The sequence below is a fragment of the Sinomonas sp. G460-2 genome (assembly GCF_047759905.1).
GTDB lineage: Bacteria > Actinomycetota > Actinomycetes > Actinomycetales > Micrococcaceae > Sinomonas.
In genome coordinates this window covers 1-14,253 of sequence record NZ_JBKZWT010000078.1, presented here as the reverse complement: position 1 = coordinate 14,253, position 14,253 = coordinate 1, and the positions used below count along the sequence as shown (strand labels likewise).

Sequence of the window (14,253 nt, the reverse complement as noted above, 5' to 3'; positions counted from 1 at the left end):
GCGGCCGCACGCGGGTGCACGCTCGAGGAGGCCGTTCGCCTGCTCGAGCAGGCGTATGAGCGGCTCTGAGCGGTCAATGGGATCGGGAGCCGAACACGCCGCTGGCCCACGCGCACACGATTGGGAATTCGAAGACGTTTTCGACTAGCATAGTTCCGTGCAGATTCCCTCCTCGCCCATGGATCTGGCGGACCGCCCTGCCGACGCGCGCTCGCACGAGGCCGTGAGCTCGCTCCGCGCGGATCTTTCGCGACTCGTCGTCAAGGGGGCACGCGAGCACAACCTTCGCAACGTCGATCTTGACCTGCCGCGCGACGCGATGATCGTGTTCACGGGGCTGTCCGGATCGGGCAAGTCGTCTCTCGCGTTCGACACGATCTTTGCCGAGGGCCAGAGGCGCTACGTCGAATCGCTCTCGGCCTACGCGCGGCAGTTCCTCGGCCAGGTGGACAAGCCGGACGTCGACTTCATCGAGGGCCTCTCGCCCGCCGTGTCGATCGATCAGAAGTCCACGAGCAAGAACCCTCGCTCGACGGTCGGCACGATCACCGAGATCTACGACTACATGCGTCTTCTGTGGGCGCGCGTGGGCCGCCCACATTGCCCGATCTGCCACGAGCCGGTAACGCGCCAGACGCCGCAGCAGATCGTCGATCAACTCCTCGATCTGGCCGACGGCACGCGCTTCCAGATCCTCGCCCCGGTGGTGCGGGGCCGGAAGGGCGAGTTCGTGGACCTCTTCAAGGAGCTCGCCGCGAAGGGCTATGCGCGCGCCCGCGTGGACGGCGAGCTCGTCCAGCTCAGCGAGCCGCCCAAGCTCGGCAAGCAGTTCAAGCACACGATCGAGGTCGTCGTGGATCGCCTCGTGGTCAAGGAAGGCATCCGCCAGCGCCTCGCCGACTCCGTTGAGACGGCCCTTGGACTCGCCGAGGGCCGCGTCCTGGCGGACTTCGTCGACATCGCGCCCGACGACGACGGCCGCACCCGCGCGTTCTCGGAGCACCTCGCGTGCCCCAACGAGCATCCACTCGCGATCGATGAGATCGAGCCGCGCTCGTTCTCGTTCAACAACCCGTTCGGCGCGTGCCCGGCGTGCACGGGCATCGGCACGAAGCTCGAGGTGGACGAGGAGCTCGTGGTCCCGGACCCTGAGCTCAGTCTCGGCGAGGGAGCGATTGCGCCGTGGTCGCTCGGTACAGCGACCACGGAGTACTGGACACGCCTGCTTGAGGGTCTCTCCGACGAGCTCGGCTTCTCGATGAACACTCCGTGGCACAGCCTCCCGCAGTACGCGCGGGACGCCGTGCTCTTCGGCAAGGACCACAAGGTCGTGGTCCAGTACCGCAACCGCTTCGGGCGCGAGCGAAAGTACAGCACGGGCTTCGAGGGCGCGGTTTCGTACATCCAGCGCAAGCACGCGGAGACAGAGTCGGACTACGCGCGTGATCGCTACGCGGAATACATGCGCGAGGTCCCGTGCCCCGAGTGCGGCGGAGCGCGCCTCAACCCCGCGTCGCTCTCCGTGCTCGTGGGCGGCAGGTCCATTGCGGCTGTGTGCGCCCTGCCCCTTCGCGAGGCGAGCGAGTTTCTCGCGACGCTCGATCTCACCGATCGAGAGCGGCAGATCGCGCACCAGGTGCTCAAGGAGATCGACGCGCGGCTCGCGTTCCTCCTCGACGTCGGCCTCGAGTACCTCAACCTCGAGCGCGCGGCGGGGACGCTGTCCGGCGGTGAGGCCCAGCGCATCCGCCTTGCGACCCAGATCGGATCGGGCCTCGTCGGCGTGCTGTACGTCCTCGACGAGCCGAGCATCGGCCTCCACCAGCGCGACAACCGGCGGCTCATCGAGACGCTCACGCGGCTTCGCGACCTCGGGAACACGCTCATCGTCGTCGAGCACGACGAGGACACGATTCATGAGGCCGACTGGATCGTGGACATCGGCCCCGGAGCCGGCGAGCACGGGGGCAAGGTAGTCCACTCGGGCTCCCTCGCGGGGCTTCTCGAGAACCGCGAGTCCCTGACCGGCGACTACCTCTCGGGGCGGCGCCGCATCGAGCTGCCCAGGAAGCGGCGCCCCTTGGACCGCAAGCGTCAGCTCAAGATCGTCGGGGCGCGCGAGCACAACCTGCAGAACGTCGACGTGACGTTCCCCCTCGGCGTGCTCACCGCCGTCACGGGCGTCAGCGGCTCGGGCAAGTCGACGCTCGTGAACGAGATCCTCTACAAGGTGCTTGCGAACCGCCTCAACGGCGCGAAGCAGGTGGCCGGGCGGCACACCCGCATCGATGGGCTTGAGCACCTCGACAAGGTCATCCACGTGGACCAGAGCCCCATCGGGCGGACCCCGCGGTCCAACCCCGCGACGTATACGGGCGTGTTCGACCACATCCGCAAGCTGTTCGCGGAGACCACCGAGGCCAAGGTCCGTGGCTACCAGCCCGGGCGCTTCTCCTTCAATGTCAAGGGCGGTCGGTGCGAGGCATGCTCGGGCGACGGCACGATCAAGATCGAGATGAACTTCCTCCCGGACGTCTACGTCCCGTGCGAGGTCTGCCACGGCGCCCGCTACAACCGCGAGACCCTCGAGGTCCACTACAAGGGCAAGACCATCGCGGACGTCCTGGACATGCCGATCGATGAGGCGGCGGAGTTCTTCGCGGCGTTCGGCCCGATCTCGCGCCACCTCAACACGCTCGTGGATGTCGGGCTCGGCTACGTACGGCTCGGCCAGCCTGCCACGACGCTTTCCGGCGGCGAGGCGCAGCGCGTCAAGCTGGCCTCGGAACTTCAGCGTCGCTCGAACGGGCGGAGCGTCTACGTGCTCGACGAGCCGACCACCGGCCTCCACTTCGAGGACATCCGGAAGCTCCTGCTCGTGCTTCAGGGTCTCGTGGACAAGGGCAACTCGGTGATCACGATCGAGCACAACCTCGACGTGATCAAGAGCGCCGACTGGATCATCGATCTGGGGCCAGACGGTGGCTCGGGCGGCGGGCAGGTCGTGGCGATCGGCACTCCGGAGGATGTTGCGAAGGTCGAGGCGAGCCACACGGGTCGATTCCTGTCCGAGATCTTCACTCGCGGCCATCGATGAATACCGCGGCATGCACGGGCGGCTGGAACCGGGCCGCGAATATGCCTGAAGGGTCATAAGAGTTTCAGCCATTCGGGCTGGTATGCGAGACTGTCCCGGTGACTGTCAGCCCCGCGCTTGTGATCTTCGATCTGGACGGTACTCTTGTCGACCCCGCGGGGAGCATCACCGGCGGCATCGCGCACGCGCTTGAGGTTCACGGTCTCCCGGTTCCTGACGGCGCGACGCTCGACTCGATGGTCGGCCCGCCCCTCCTTGAGTCCCTCGGTCGGCTCGCGGACGTCCCCGCCGAGGTGATGCCCGCCGTCGTCCACAGCTACCGCCAGCGGTACATCTCGCAGGGGATGGCAGCGAGCCGCCCCTATCCTGGCATCCCGGAGCTGCTCGATCGGCTCCGCGCGGCGGGGTACCACCTTGCGGTCGCGACCCAGAAGCCGGAGGGGCTCGCGAAGAAGCTCCTCGGGATCCACGACCTCGACCGTCGATTCCACAGCATCCACGGCGCGCCGGACGACGAGACGCTGCCGCCGCTCACCGACGGCAAGGCGAGCATCGTTGCGGCTGCGCTGACCGTCAATCACGCAGCTAGCTCGCGCGCCGTCATGATCGGCGATCGGCGCCACGACGCCGCCGGGGCCGCCGCCAACGGAATTCCATGCATCGGCGTGAGGTGGGGCTTCGCCGAGCCCGGGGAGCTCGAGGCCCTCGACCTCGCGGCCCGGGTCGCGGATACGCGCGAGGCGGGCGACGCCGTCGAACGTCTCCTGCCACTCGACGGCCATGCTCAGGCCGCAGCCGGCTCCGGTGCCGCGGAGGCCCGCCCATGACGATCATGTACCAGGCCAGCCGGACGAGCATCCGGGCCCTCATCGCGGGGCTGTGCCGGCCGACCGTGACGGGGCTCGAGAACGTGCCCATCGACGGCCCGTTCATCGTCGCGTCCAACCACCTCTCGTTCCTCGACTCGGTCATCATCCAGGCGCTCATGCCGCGCAAGGTGGGCTTCTTCGCGAAGGCCGAGTACTTCACGGGCACGGGCCTGAAGGGCAAGCTCATGAAGTCGTTCTTCGAGGGTGTCGGCTCGATCCCCGTGGAGCGCGGCGAACAGGCGGCGAGCGTCGCGGCCCTCAAGACCCTCCTCGACATCCTCGAGGACGGGGGAGGAGTGGGCATCTATCCCGAGGGGACCCGCTCGCGGGACGGCCTGCTGTACCGCGGCCGGACCGGTGTCGGCTGGCTGACGCTCACGACCGGCGCTCCTGTGGTTCCCGTGGGGCTTGAAGGGACCGAGAAGCTCCAGCCGGCCGGCAGCAACGGCGTCAAGCCCCAGCACTTCAGCATGCGCGTGGGAGAGCCCCTGTACTTCGACAAGCTCGGCCCAGACCACTCCCTCCCCGTGCGCCGCGACGCGACCGACCGCATCATGGACGCCATCGCCGCCCTGAGCGGCCAGGAGCGAGCGTCCGGCTACAACAAGCCGCCAGCCGCGGAATAGACTGGGCCCCCTTTCCTCACCCGCGCCTTTCCTCACCCGCGCCTTTCCTCACCCGCGCCTTTCCTCACCCGCGCCTTTCCTCACCCACGACTTTCCTCACCCACGACTTTCCTCACCCACCCCACCACCCAAATAGACTGGTTCAGTGGCAGATCCAGCGAGCTACCGGCCGAAGACGGGCGAAATCCCGACCGATCCGGGCGTCTACCGGTTCCGCGACCCGCACGGGCGCGTCATCTACGTGGGGAAGGCGAAGAACCTTCGCCAGCGGCTGACCTCGTACTTCGCGAACCCGGCCACGCTCCTGCCCAAGACGTATGCCATGGTGCACGCGGCGGCGAGCGTCGAATGGACGGTCGTCGGGAGCGAGCTCGAGGCGCTCCAGCTCGAATACACGTGGATCAAGGAGTTCGCGCCGCGATACAACCTCGCGTTCCGCGACGACAAGACCTACCCGTACCTCGCCGTGACGATGGGGGAGACGATCCCGCGCGTCCAGGTGATGCGCGGCGATCGCCGCAAGGGCACGCGGTACTTCGGTCCGTACACCGCCGGGGCCATCCGGGAGACGATGGACACCCTTCTCAAGGTGTTCCCGGTGCGCAGCTGCAGCGCGGGCGTGTTCAAGCGAGCCGAACAGAGCGGCCGGCCGTGCCTGCTCGGCTACATCGACAAGTGCTCCGCACCGTGCGTGGGGCGCGTCACGCCGGAGGAGCACTACGCGATCGCCGAGGATTTCTGCGCGTTCATGGGCGGCGAGGCCAAGCGGTTCATCTCCCAGCTCGAGAAGCGGATGGCCGCGGCCTCCGAGGAGCTCGACTTCGAGACCGCAGCCTCGCTCCGCGACGACATCATCGCCATGCGGAAGGTGTTCGAGCGGAACGCTGTCGTCCTCTCCGAGGACACGGACGCGGACGTCTTCGCGGTCGAGGAGGACGATCTCGAGGCCGCCGTCCAGGTGTTCCATGTGCGCGGCGGACGCATCCGCGGCCAGCGCGGCTGGGTCGTCGAGAAGGTCGAGGAGGCCACGGGCCCCGCGCTCGTCGAGCACCTGCTCCAGCAGGTCTACGGCGCGCAGGCCGAGACCGACTCGCGGATCCCCCGCGAGGTCCTCGTGCCCGTACTGCCCGAGGACGCCGAGCAGCTCACGGTGTGGCTCTCGGGGCTGCGCGGCGCGAAGGTCGCGCTGCGCGTGCCGCAGCGAGGAGACAAGGCGGCGCTCGCCAAGACCGTCCACGAAAACGCCGTGCAGGCCCTCCGCCTCCACAAGATCCGCCGCGCGGGGGACATCACGAACCGATCGCTTGCGCTCCAGGAGCTCCAGGAGGCGCTTGAGCTCGTCGAGCCGCCCCTCCGGATCGAGAGCTTCGACATCTCGCATGTCCAGGGCACGAACGTCGTTGCGTCGATGGTCGTGGTCGAGGACGGGCTCGCGAAGAAGTCCGAGTACCGCAAGTTCTCCATCACGGGTGAGGCCGCGCGAGACGACACGGCCGCGATGCACGATGTCCTGACCCGCCGTTTCCGCAACTACCTCGCCGAACGGGATCTCCCCGTCGAGGAGCGCGATCAGAACCGGAAGTTCGCCTACCCGCCGAACCTCGTCGTGGTCGACGGCGGCCAGCCCCAGGTCGCCGCCGCGGTCCAGGCCCTCGCGGAGCTCGGCATCGGCGAGGACGAGATCCGGGTCGTCGGCCTCGCGAAGCGCCTCGAGGAGGTGTGGTTGCCCGAGGGCGACTTCCCCGTGATCCTCCCGCGCGCCTCCCAGGGCCTCTACCTCCTCCAGCGGATCCGCGACGAGGCCCACCGGTTCGCGATCACGTTCCACCGGCAGAAGCGCGGCAAGGCCATGACGGCCTCGGTCCTCGACGACGTGCCGGGCCTCGGTCCCGCCCGGAAGAAGGCCCTCCTGGTCCATTTCGGCTCGGTCAAGCGGCTCCGCGCCGCGACCGTCGACGATCTTTCGGACGTCCCCGGCGTCGGGCCCTCGCTCGCGGCGACCGTCTTCGCGACGTTCCACGGCTCTGAGCCCCAGGAGTCGGCACCCGCCATCAACTACGCGACCGGCGAAATCCTGGAGTCTTAGTTAGGCTGGGGCCATGACCCAGACCAGCGCGGCGGACCCGCACGAGCCCACTGAGCTGACCCCCGTCAAACCACCTGAAGCTGAACTCCTCATCGTGACCGGGATGTCCGGCGCGGGGCGGAGCACAGCGGCGAACGCGCTCGAGGACCACGGTTGGTACGTCGTCGAGAATCTCCCGCCCCAGCTCCTGGGCACGCTGTCCGAGCTCGTCTCGCACGCCTCGGATCGGATCCCCAAGCTCGCCGTCGTCATGGACGTGCGCAGCAAGGCGCTCTTCGCGGACATCCGCGAGGCCCTGCACGCGCTCGACTCGCGGGGCATCGAATACCGCGTGCTGTTCCTCGATGCGACGGATGATGTGCTCATCCGGCGCTTCGAGCAGGGTCGGCGTCCCCATCCGCTCCAGGGCGGAGGCCGCATCCTCGACGGCATCACGGCCGAGCGGCTCCTCCTCACGGAGCTGCGTGAGCAGTCCACGCTTGTGCTCGACACGTCGGACTACAACGTCCACGGGCTCGCGACCGCCATCACCGAGCTGTTCTCGGAGAAGGGCCCCGTGACGCTGCGGCTCAACGTCATGAGCTTCGGCTTCAAGTACGGACTTCCGGCGGACGCCAACTACGTTGCGGACGTCCGCTTCCTTCCGAATCCGCACTGGATCCCGCAGCTCCGCCCTCACACGGGCCTCGACCCCGACGTGCGCGACTACGTGCTCGTGGCGAGCGGCGCCGAGGAGTTCGTCACGCGATTCGTCCACGCGCTGGAGCCGGTCCTGTCCGGCTACCGCCGGGAGAACAAGCATTACGCGACCATTGCGGTGGGCTGCACGGGCGGCAAGCACCGCTCGGTGGCGATCGCCGAGGAACTCTCGAAGCGCCTCGCCCAGCAGCCTCGCGTCACCGTTACGACGTCCCACCGGGACCTCGGGCGCGAATAGTGTCCATGTTCACGGGCCAGCTCCCGCTCATCCCGCCCGGCTCGGGCACATCCGGCGGCGCGCCCAAGGGGCCGTCCGTCGTCGCCCTCGGGGGCGGCCACGGGCTCGCCGCTTCCCTCTCCGCGCTTCGCCTCCTCACGGCGGACCTCACCGCCGTCGTCACGGTGGCGGACGACGGCGGCTCCTCCGGCCGCCTGCGCCGCGACTTCGGCGTCGTGCCCCCGGGCGATCTGCGCATGGCTCTCGCGGCGTTGTGCGACGACACGGACTGGGGCCGCACGTGGCGCGACGTCATGCAGCACCGCTTCGCGTCGCCGGCCGGCACGAGCGGACTTGAGAATCACGCGATGGGCAACCTGCTCATCATGACGCTGTGCGAGCTCCTCGGCGACGTCGTCGACGGCCTCCGCTGGGCCGGTGCCCTGCTTGGCGCGCGGGGCCAGGTCCTCCCGATGTCCCAGGTCCCGCTCACCATCGAGGGAATCGTCGCGTCGCCGGACGGTGGCCCCGGGCAGCTCATCCGGGGCCAAGCGGCGTGCGCCGTGGCCGGCAGGCTCGAGGACGTGCGGCTGCTCCCCGAGGAGGCGCCGGCATGCCCTGAGGCGCTCAGCGCAATCGAGTTCGCCGACTGGGTCGTGCTGGGCCCGGGCTCGTGGTACACGTCGGTGCTCCCGCACCTCCTCCTGCCCGAATTGCGCCAGGCGCTTACCGACACCCCCGCGCGCCGTTGCCTCACCATGAACCTCGCCATGGACACGAAGGAGACGAGCGGCATGACCGCCACGGACCACCTTCAGGTTCTGCAGCGCGCGGCCCCCGAGTTCACCCTCGATGCGGTCGTGGCCGAAATAGGCACGGTTGGCGACCCTGCGGGCTTTGAACGCGCCGCGGCGGAACTGGGTGCTGAGGTCCACTTCGGTAGAGTGGGAGCTTCGGGCCACCGGGCGGTGCACGATCCGCTCCGGCTCGCGGCCGCCTATCACGAGGTGTTCTCGGGCGGCGCTAGATGACAGGGGAATGGCTGATGGCATCGCACGGGACGTCCGCGCGGGCGGGGGAGGCGAAAGCATGGCTCTGACCCAGAGCGTCAAGGAAGAGCTCTCGCATCTCGCGGTGAGGAAGTCCTCCGAACGCAAGGCCGAGGTCTCGGCGATGCTGCGTTTCGCTGGGGGGCTGCACATCATTTCGGGGCGCATCGTGATCGAGGCCGAGGTTGATCTCGCGTCCACGGCGCGGCGCCTCAAGAGCGCGATCTCCGAGGTCTACGGGCACTCCGCCGAGATCATCGTGGTCTCCGGCGGCGGCCTGCGCCGGGGGAGCCGGTACGTGATCCGCGTGGTTCGCGAGGGCGAGGCACTCGCCCGGCAGACCGGCCTCCTCGACAACCGTGGGCGTCCCGTCCGCGGGCTGCCGTCCGCTGTCGTCAACGGCTCGGCCGCGGACGCCGAGGCCGTGTGGCGGGGGGCCTTCCTGGCGCACGGCTCGCTCACCGAGCCGGGCCGCTCGTCGTCGCTCGAGGTGACCTGCCCCGGCCCAGAGGCCGCCCTAGCGCTCGTGGGCGCCGCCCGGCGACTCGGGATCTCCGCGAAGGCGCGCGAAGTGCGCGGGGTGGACCGCGTCGTCGTGCGTGACGGAGATACGATCGCCGCGCTCCTGACCCGCATGGGCGCCCACGACGCGCTCATGGCGTGGGAGGAGCGCCGCATGCGCAAGGAGGTCCGGGCCACGGCGAACCGGCTCGCGAACTTCGACGACGCGAACCTCCGGCGCTCGGCGCAGGCCGCGGTCGCGGCGGGCGCACGCGTGGAGCGTGCGCTTGAGATCCTCGGCGACGACGTCCCCGATCATCTGCGCTACGCGGGCGAGCTCCGGGTCGCCCACAAGCAGGCGAGCCTCGACGAACTCGGCCGCCTCGCCGACCCTCCGCTCACCAAGGACGCGATCGCCGGGCGGATCCGCCGGCTCCTCGCGATGGCGGACAAGAAGGCCATCGAAACGGGAATCCCGGGCACGGACGCGAACGTTACGCCGGACATGCTGGACGGCTGATCGCAGCGGTTCCGCTACGGTGGCGCGGTTCCACGCTTCGTGAACGAGCGCTTCGGTGGTGACCCGGCGATCTGCATAGGATGGAGCCGTCACCAGCCCGCCGTGTGAAGTACCGCGCGGCGGGAAATCGACCGATGGAGGATTGTTGTGACCTACGTACTGCCTGAGCTTCCGTACGACTACGCGGCCCTCGAGCCGCACATCTCGGCGCGGATCATGGAACTCCACCACAGCAAGCACCACGCCGCCTACGTGGCCGGCGCCAACACGGCGCTCGAGAAGCTGGCCGCGGCCCGCGAGTCGGGCAACTTCGCCGACGTGACGCGCCTCAGCAAGGACCTGGCGTTCCACCTGGGCGGCCACACGAACCACTCGATCTTCTGGAACAACCTGTCCCCCGAGGGCGGCGACAAGCCCGAGGGCGAGCTCGCGGCCGCGATCGACGACGCGTTCGGCTCGTTCGACAAGTTCGTGGCGCACTTCAGCGCGGCGGCGACGAGCCTCCAGGGCTCCGGCTGGGCGATCCTCGCCTTTGAGCCCCTCGGCGGGAACGTCGTCATCGAGCAGCTCTACGACCAGCAGGGCAACGTTCCGGTCGGGACCATCCCGCTGCTCATGCTCGACATGTGGGAGCACGCCTTCTACCTCGACTACGTCAACGTCAAGGCTGACTACGTCAAGGCGTTCTGGAACATCGTGAACTGGGCGGACGTCGCGAAGCGCCTCGAGGCCGCACGCGCCGGCGCGCAGGGGCTCGTCCTCCCCGCCTGAGCCTTGTGAGTTTCTGTCAGGGCTGAGATTTCTGTCACATTGCGGTGATTTCACCCACCGCCTCCCGAAAAAGGGTCCGTCTGTTCACGGACGGGCCCTTTTTCCGTAGGATGGGGTGCGGAAAGGCCCAGCAGCCTTTCAGCCATGGACAATGGAGACTCGGGCTGTAGGCCTTTCCTTGTGCAAATCTCAGCCCAATGGTGTGCGAGACCGTTCAGACAGTCCGAGCAGTCACCCTAGGTGGTGGATGCTCGGCTGAGCATCAAGGAGAGCTACCAGAGTGACTACCCGCATTGGCATCAACGGCTTCGGCCGGATCGGCCGCAACTTCTTCCGCGCAGCACTCGCCCAGGGCGCCGATCTCGAGATCGTGGCCGTCAATGACCTCACGAGCCCCGAGACTCTGGCCCACCTGCTCAAGTACGACTCGGTGTCCGGCCGTCTCGACGAGAAGGTCGAGGCCCGCGACGGCAACATCGTCGTCGGCGGCAAGGAGATCAAGGTCCTCGCGGACCGCGACCCCGCGAACCTCCCGTGGGGCCAGCTGGGCGTCGACATCGTGATCGAGTCCACCGGCTTCTTCACGAAGGCGGCCGACGCGAAGAAGCACCTCGCCGCGGGTGCCAAGAAGGTCATCATCTCCGCTCCGGCCACGGACGAGGATGTCACGATCGTCATGGGCGTCAACGACGGCCTCTACGACGCCGAGAACCACAACATCATCTCGAACGCCTCGTGCACCACGAACTGCCTCGGCCCGCTCGCGAAGGCGATCAACGACGCGTTCGGCATCGAGCGCGGCCTCATGACCACGGTTCACGCCTACACGGCCGACCAGAACCTTCAGGACGGCCCGCACCGCGATCTCCGCCGCGCACGCGCCGCCGCGATCAACATGGTCCCGACGTCGACCGGCGCCGCGAAGGCGATCGGCCTCGTGCTTCCGGAGCTCAAGGGCAAGCTCGACGGCTTCGCGATCCGCGTCCCCGTCCCGACGGGTTCGGCGACGGACCTCACGGTCACGCTGTCCCGCGAGGTCACGCGCGACGAGGTCAACGCCGCCGTCAAGGCCGCATCCGAGACCGGCCCGCTCGCCGGCTACCTCACGTACACCGAGGACCCCATCGTGTCCTCGGACATCGTGTCCGACCCGGCGTCGTCGATCTTCGACGCGGGCCTGACCAAGGTCATCGGCAACCAGGTGAAGGTCGTCTCCTGGTACGACAACGAGTGGGGCTACTCCAACCGCCTCGTGGACCTCACCGAGCTGGTCGCGTCCAAGCTCTGAGGCCCGGCCGTAACGTTCCGGGAACTCGGATAGCCTGAGTCCATGACTGCACACACTCTCGACGAGCTGCTCGCCGAAGGTGTCCGTGGGCGGCACGTTCTGGTCCGTTCGGACCTGAACGTGCCGCTCGACGGTTCCACCGTGACTGACGATGGGCGCGTTCGCGCGTCACTGCCCGTGATCGCCAAGCTGGCCGAGGCCGGCGCGAGGGTCATCGTGATGGCCCACCTCGGCCGGCCCAAGGGGGCCCCGGACGAGAAGTATTCGCTGCGTCCCGCCGTCGAACGCCTCGCCGAGCTCGCCGCGTTCCCCGTGCGCCTCGCGGCGGACGTCGTGGGCCCGAGCGCGAAGGAGCTTGCCGCGAGCCTCGCGGACGGCGAGGCGCTCGTGCTCGAGAACGTGCGCTTCGACGCGCGCGAGACGAGCAAGGACGACGGCGAGCGGGCGGCTTTCGCTCGTGAGCTCGCCGAGCTAACGGGCGACGGCGGAGCGTACGTCGACGACGCGTTCGGCGCCGTGCACCGCAAGCACGCGAGCGTCTACGACATCGCGTCGATCCTCCCCGCTTATCTCGGCGAGCTCGTGCGCACGGAGGTTGAGGTGCTCAAGCGCCTCACCGAGGGTGCCGAGCGGCCCTACGTTGTGGTGCTCGGTGGCTCGAAGGTCTCCGACAAGCTCGCGGTGATCGACAACCTCATCGGCAAGGCGGACCGCCTGCTCGTGGGCGGCGGCATGCTGTTCACGTTCCTCGCGGCGCAGGGCCACAAGGTCGGCTCGAGCCTCCTCGAGCGGGATCAGATCGGCACGGTCCAGTCCTACCTTGAGCGCGCCGCCGCGGCGGGCACGGAGTTCGTGCTGCCCACCGACGTTGTGGTTGCCTCGAAGTTCGCGGCGGACGCCGAGCACGAGGTCGCCTCCGCAGACGCGATCGAGGGCACGGCCTTCGGCGAGACCGGTATCGGCCTCGACATCGGGCCCGAGACCGCGGCCGCGTTCGCGAAGGAGATCGCCACGGCGAGGACGGTGTTCTGGAACGGCCCGATGGGCGTGTTCGAGTTCCCGGCCTTCGCGGCGGGCACGAAGGCCGTCGCGCAGGCCCTCGCCGACGCGACGTCCGCGGGCGCGCTCACGGTCGTGGGCGGCGGCGACTCCGCGGCGGCGGTTCGCACGCTCGGCTTCGAGGACAGCCAGTTCGGCCACATCTCGACGGGCGGCGGCGCGAGCCTCGAATACCTCGAGGGCAAGGAGCTCCCGGGCCTCACGGCCCTCGGAGCCTGACCCCTTTCGCGTCGGGGCGCCGTCTGCACCTCCGTGCGGGCGGCGCCCCTGCGTGCCTCAATCCCAGGACAAGCAGGATCACCAGGAGATACCGTGACCACCTCCTCGAACGGTACGTTCGACCGCACCCCGCTCATCGCCGGCAACTGGAAGATGAACATGGACCATGTCCAGGCCATCACGCTCCTCCAGAAGCTCGCCTGGACCCTTCAGGATGCCCGCCACGATTTCGGCCGCGTCGAGGTGGCCATCTTCCCGCCATTCACCGATCTCCGCGGCGTGCAGACTCTCGTGCAGGGCGACGACCTCAAGGTCGTCTACGGCGGGCAGGACCTCTCGCCGTTCGATTCGGGGGCCTACACGGGCGATATCAGCGGGGCCTTCCTTGCGAAGCTCGGCAGCACCTATGCGCTCGTGGGGCACAGTGAACGCCGCACGATCCACGGCGAGTCGGACGACCTGCTCAACGCCAAGACGAAGGCCGCCTACCGCCACGGACTCGTGCCCGTCCTGTGCGTCGGTGAGGGCCTCGAGGTGCGCCAGGCCGGTCGGCATGTCGAGCATACGCTCGCCCAGCTGCGCGCCGACGTCGAGGGGCTGACGGCCGAGCAGGCCGCGACCCTCGTTGTCGCCTACGAGCCCGTCTGGGCCATCGGCACGGGCGAGGTCGCGGGGCCGGACGACGCCCAGGAGATGTGCGCCGCGATCCGCGCCGAGCTCGCCTCGATCTTCGGCGCCGAGGCTGCGGCGGCCACTCGACTCCTCTACGGGGGCTCGGTCAAGGCCGCGAACGCGGCGGCGATCCTCGCCCAGACCGACGTCGACGGCGTGCTCGTGGGCGGCGCCAGCCTCGATCCAGCCGAATTTGCTAGCATTGTCAGGTTCGAGAGCCACGCGGGAGCGTAGCGCGACCGCAAACCACTCGAGGAAGACCACGAGGCAATACGGTGCAAGTACTTCAGATCATCTTGCAGATCCTGCTCGGCATCACGAGCCTGCTGCTGACCCTGCTCATCCTCATGCACAAGGGCCGCGGCGGCGGTTTGTCGGACATGTTCGGCGGCGGGATGTCCTCGGGGCTCTCATCCTCGGGCGTGGCCGAGCGGAACCTCAATAGGTTCACCATCGTCCTTGGGCTGACGTGGGGCATCGTGATCATCGCGCTGGGCCTCATCCTGCGCTTCTCGAACGTCGCGGAGTCCTGACCGCGCCCTTAACCGTTCAAAGGTCACGTCTCGTGGGTGTTCCACCC

12 protein-coding genes are annotated in these 14,253 nt (G+C 68.6%); all 12 read left to right on the top strand.

Translation table 11 applies throughout. The features are described 5' to 3' along the window. Positions 1-178: 178 nt before the first annotated feature. Positions 179-3,097: an excinuclease ABC subunit UvrA gene (uvrA, locus tag ACLN58_RS09830; protein ID WP_415855080.1), complete on the top strand. Its 2,919-nt coding sequence runs from the start codon at positions 179-181 to the stop codon at positions 3,095-3,097. 98 nt (positions 3,098-3,195) lie between these two features. Further along, positions 3,196-3,924 carry an HAD hydrolase-like protein gene (locus ACLN58_RS09825; protein ID WP_415855078.1) on the top strand — a complete coding sequence of 243 codons (729 nt, stop codon included), beginning with the start codon at positions 3,196-3,198 and terminating at the stop codon, positions 3,922-3,924. A 5-nt stretch (positions 3,925-3,929) separates the two neighbouring features. Then, a complete protein-coding gene (locus tag ACLN58_RS09820) occupies positions 3,930-4,592 on the top strand; it encodes a lysophospholipid acyltransferase family protein (protein ID WP_415855079.1) in 663 nt (220 codons plus the stop codon). Positions 4,593-4,737: 145 nt separating this feature from the next. Then, positions 4,738-6,678 (top strand): excinuclease ABC subunit UvrC, encoded by a 1,941-nt coding sequence (gene uvrC, locus ACLN58_RS09815; protein ID WP_415855077.1) that lies wholly within the window; start codon positions 4,738-4,740, stop codon positions 6,676-6,678. A 13-nt stretch (positions 6,679-6,691) separates the two neighbouring features. Beyond that, positions 6,692-7,615: an RNase adapter RapZ gene (rapZ, locus tag ACLN58_RS09810; protein WP_415855076.1), complete on the top strand. Its 924-nt coding sequence runs from the start codon at positions 6,692-6,694 to the stop codon at positions 7,613-7,615. Next, on the top strand, positions 7,615-8,625 hold the full coding sequence (locus ACLN58_RS09805; RefSeq protein ID WP_415855075.1) for a gluconeogenesis factor YvcK family protein: 1,011 nt from the start codon (positions 7,615-7,617) through the stop codon (positions 8,623-8,625). Before rapZ ends, ACLN58_RS09805 begins: the two co-directional genes overlap by 1 nt. A 58-nt stretch (positions 8,626-8,683) precedes the next feature. Further along, positions 8,684-9,664: a DNA-binding protein WhiA gene (whiA, locus tag ACLN58_RS09800; RefSeq protein WP_415855074.1), complete on the top strand. Its 981-nt coding sequence runs from the start codon at positions 8,684-8,686 to the stop codon at positions 9,662-9,664. 147 nt (positions 9,665-9,811) lie between these two features. Continuing rightward, a complete protein-coding gene (locus ACLN58_RS09795; RefSeq protein WP_415855073.1) occupies positions 9,812-10,435 on the top strand; it encodes a superoxide dismutase in 624 nt (207 codons plus the stop codon). A 280-nt stretch (positions 10,436-10,715) separates the two neighbouring features. After that, positions 10,716-11,723 (top strand): type I glyceraldehyde-3-phosphate dehydrogenase, encoded by a 1,008-nt coding sequence (gene gap / locus ACLN58_RS09790; protein WP_415855072.1) that lies wholly within the window; start codon positions 10,716-10,718, stop codon positions 11,721-11,723. A 42-nt stretch (positions 11,724-11,765) separates the two neighbouring features. After that, on the top strand, positions 11,766-13,001 hold the full coding sequence (locus ACLN58_RS09785) for a phosphoglycerate kinase (RefSeq protein WP_415855071.1): 1,236 nt from the start codon (positions 11,766-11,768) through the stop codon (positions 12,999-13,001). 93 nt (positions 13,002-13,094) lie between these two features. Then, the gene (tpiA, locus tag ACLN58_RS09780) at positions 13,095-13,907 is read left to right on the top strand and encodes a triose-phosphate isomerase (RefSeq protein ID WP_415855070.1); all 813 of its coding nucleotides are present in this window, start codon (positions 13,095-13,097) and stop codon (positions 13,905-13,907) included. A 41-nt stretch (positions 13,908-13,948) separates the two neighbouring features. After that, positions 13,949-14,206 (top strand): preprotein translocase subunit SecG, encoded by a 258-nt coding sequence (gene secG / locus ACLN58_RS09775; RefSeq protein ID WP_415855069.1) that lies wholly within the window; start codon positions 13,949-13,951, stop codon positions 14,204-14,206. Positions 14,207-14,253: the final 47 nt, after the last annotated feature.